At 65.4% G+C, this 2,619-nt stretch carries 2 protein-coding genes and 1 pseudogene; all 3 read right to left on the bottom strand.

Going from position 1 to position 2,619, the window contains the following annotated elements:
- Nucleotides 1–287, bottom strand: a pseudogene (locus E8F11_RS02160) (hypothetical protein); the annotation flags it as partial.
- A complete protein-coding gene (locus tag E8F11_RS02165) occupies nucleotides 287–940 on the bottom strand; it encodes a DUF2931 family protein (RefSeq protein ID WP_280287166.1) in 654 nt (217 codons plus the stop codon). The gene E8F11_RS02165 and the pseudogene E8F11_RS02160, both read right to left, overlap by 1 nt.
- 4 nt (nucleotides 941–944) lie before the next feature.
- Nucleotides 945–2,619: DUF2235 domain-containing protein (locus tag E8F11_RS02170; RefSeq protein ID WP_280287167.1), on the bottom strand; the 1,675-nt coding region annotated here is incomplete at its 5' end.

The following is a 2,619-nucleotide window of genomic DNA, read 5'->3' on the forward strand; positions in this document are numbered from 1 at the left end:
CCGACCACTGCGACGCCGGTGGGGCCCGCGCCGCCGCGCCAGCCCCTGGCGGCTTCGGTGCCATCCTCCGGTTCATCGCCGGCGGCTGAGCCACCGCCGGTATTTCGGAACAGGCGGCCGCGGATATCGACGACTGCACTGTCCTCGACCCACACCTTCATATAGGCCGGATGGGCGAAACCCAAGCTCCACCAGGGGCTGTGTTCATCCTGGGCCCCGGACAACGGGTCCATGGCCTGGCAGCCGCTGACCAGCAGCAGGCCGACGAAGACAAGGAAACGATGCATCACCAGCTCCCGTAGGGAATGCCGAAGCGTTCGATGTAGCGCTTAGAGGCTTCCGACTGGGGATAGTAGTGACCTCCCGATTTGCCCAGGTGTGGTCCCAGCGGCTCCACCTCGGCCTGGGCGCGGGCCACCTTGACCGATTTGTAGCAGCGGTTGTAGACCCAGACCTGGATGGTGCCGCCCGGGGCCAGACCCAGGTAAAGCGTGGCGCGGTAATTTGACACTCTGTGCGGTTTCTCAGGACAGCGCCAGGCGACGGAGTCGCGCATGATCTGCCGTGCTTCCTCCGGAATGTCCACCCAGGCGCGATAAGTCTGGGGCTCGACGATGGACTGCCAGCGCACGTAGATGCGCTGGGGAAGGTCGGCGCCGACCACCGCGACCCCGCTGGGGCCCGCGCCGCCACCCCATCCGCGGGCGGCTTCGGTGCCATCCTCCGGCTCATAACCAGCCGCAATGCCCCGGCCGGTATGCCGGAATAGCCGGCCCTTAACATCAATGACCGCGCTGTCCTCGACCCAGACCTCCATATAGGCGGGTTGGACGAATCCCTGGCTCCACCAGGGATTGTGTTCGTCCTGGGCGCCAGACAGTGGGTCCATGGCCTGGCAGCCGGTGACCAGCAGCCCTAGAAGGGTAATGAAATACCGCATGAGATCAGGCTCCTGTCCGGGAGTGGGGGTGGCGCGCGCGCTGTTCGTCGGCGGTGGGGGCGTTTACAAAGGTCAAGGCGACTCCCGTGCGGGGTGTTTGGCCCTGCAGGCGTGTGGGCGGGTTCCAGTGGGCCGAACAGTGGATGTAGTGCAGTTGCAGCAGCCGTTCTTCGGTTGGCATGGTGCTGTAGTCGCCCGCGATAAATCGCGCACTGAGGGGGCGTAGCTCTCCAGGAAGCATCAAGTCTGGATCCTGTTCGTCGATGGATTTGAACGTTACCCCGTGCTGCCGGGCCAATTGATGCATCAGCCGCAGGTAGACCCGCGATAGCTCGCCGCGCACCGGGCGCTTCAGCTGGAGGGCGGCATAGACCCGCTTGCGTGGTGGGGCCAGGCGGTCGGTTGGATCGGGTGGCAGCGGCCGGGCCCCGGGGGTGACGATGGTCAACATCTCCGCCGTCCAGCCTCTGGCCAGCCAGGCGTCCCGGGCCCGCTTGGCATCACGGTAGATACTGGTGTGCTCCACTGGAGTGTGGCGCGGCACTTCCAGGGCCTGCATGGGGCTGACCAGCAGGCACTCCTCGGCTTCGGCCAGGTAACCACCGCCCAGGTCGGCATGGGCGCCGGGCAGGACCAGCTCGCGGTGTTCGGGCGCGGTGCTGTTGAGGGCGAAGTTGGCGCGGTATTCGTCCCGCGCCACCAGGTGCACCACGGTTGGGAAGTGCTCGGGTGCCAGGTAGAGCTGAAGACCCGGGGTGCTGGCGCTGCGCACATTGCCCAGGTTGGCCAGGCCGGCGGTGGAGGCCACGGTGTCGAACAGGCCGATAAAGGCCACTTGTACTCCCTGCCCGTAGCGGCCGCTCAGGTCCTTGCTGAAGGTGCTGGTGGTATCGGGGAACATCATGCCCAGCGGGCCGTTGCGACCCTTGGCCAGTTGGTTGGCGAAGTGGCGAGCCGCCGCTGCGCCGCGGCTGAAGCCGAAGATGTCGATGGTCAGTGATTCGATTTCATACTCGGGGTTTTCGTCGATGAAGTCGTAGCATGTTCTCCGGACATACCTGAATGCGTCCCGCACCTTCGCTTCCACGCCAGTGGCACCACGTCCTGTTCCGGCTCCGAACGGGCTGTCCTCTTCGCCTGCACGGGTTCCAATGCCTTCGACATAGACCCGACGATGAGCTTGTTTGGCGCTGGTCGGCAGCTTCTGGGTTTCGGGATACAGGTCGTGGAGCAGCTTGATATTGGTCACGCCATTGCCATAGCTGCTCTCCGGGTCGCGCATATAGGGCTTGCAGCTGGCGTCCAGGTCATCCTCGGTGATGGCGTGCTGGGCGCCGCAGAGCTGGCCCTGGGCGGCGTTGGCGGCGTTGTTGTAGGTGCCGTCGAAGAACACGCCGATGCGCAGGGCGACGCGCAGTCTGGCCTGTAGGGTGGGTGTGAAGGGTTTCCAATCGGGCGGGAGTTTGGACTCGGCGGGGGCGGTAGGCTGACCGCCGAAAAAGCCGAGATCATCGGTCCAGGAGCGCTGCTTGCCGCTCAGCGGCTTGAAGGGGCGCCGGCTGACCAGCAGCCAGTCGCCGCGGCGAACTTTCTCGAGAATTTGGTCCCGGTAGTACGGCCGTTGGCTGTCGCGGTAGTCGGTGCCGCATTCGCGGAGCAAGGCCTCGAGCCCGGTTAGT

The sequence above is a fragment of the Pseudomonas sp. BN417 genome (assembly GCF_029871205.1).
Taxonomy (GTDB): domain Bacteria; phylum Pseudomonadota; class Gammaproteobacteria; order Pseudomonadales; family Pseudomonadaceae; genus Metapseudomonas.

Coding starts and splice junctions, on each gene's coding strand:
- E8F11_RS02165 (WP_280287166.1), bottom strand. CDS start 940: ATGCGGTATTTCATTACCCTTCTAGGGCTGCTGGTCACCGGCTGCCAG.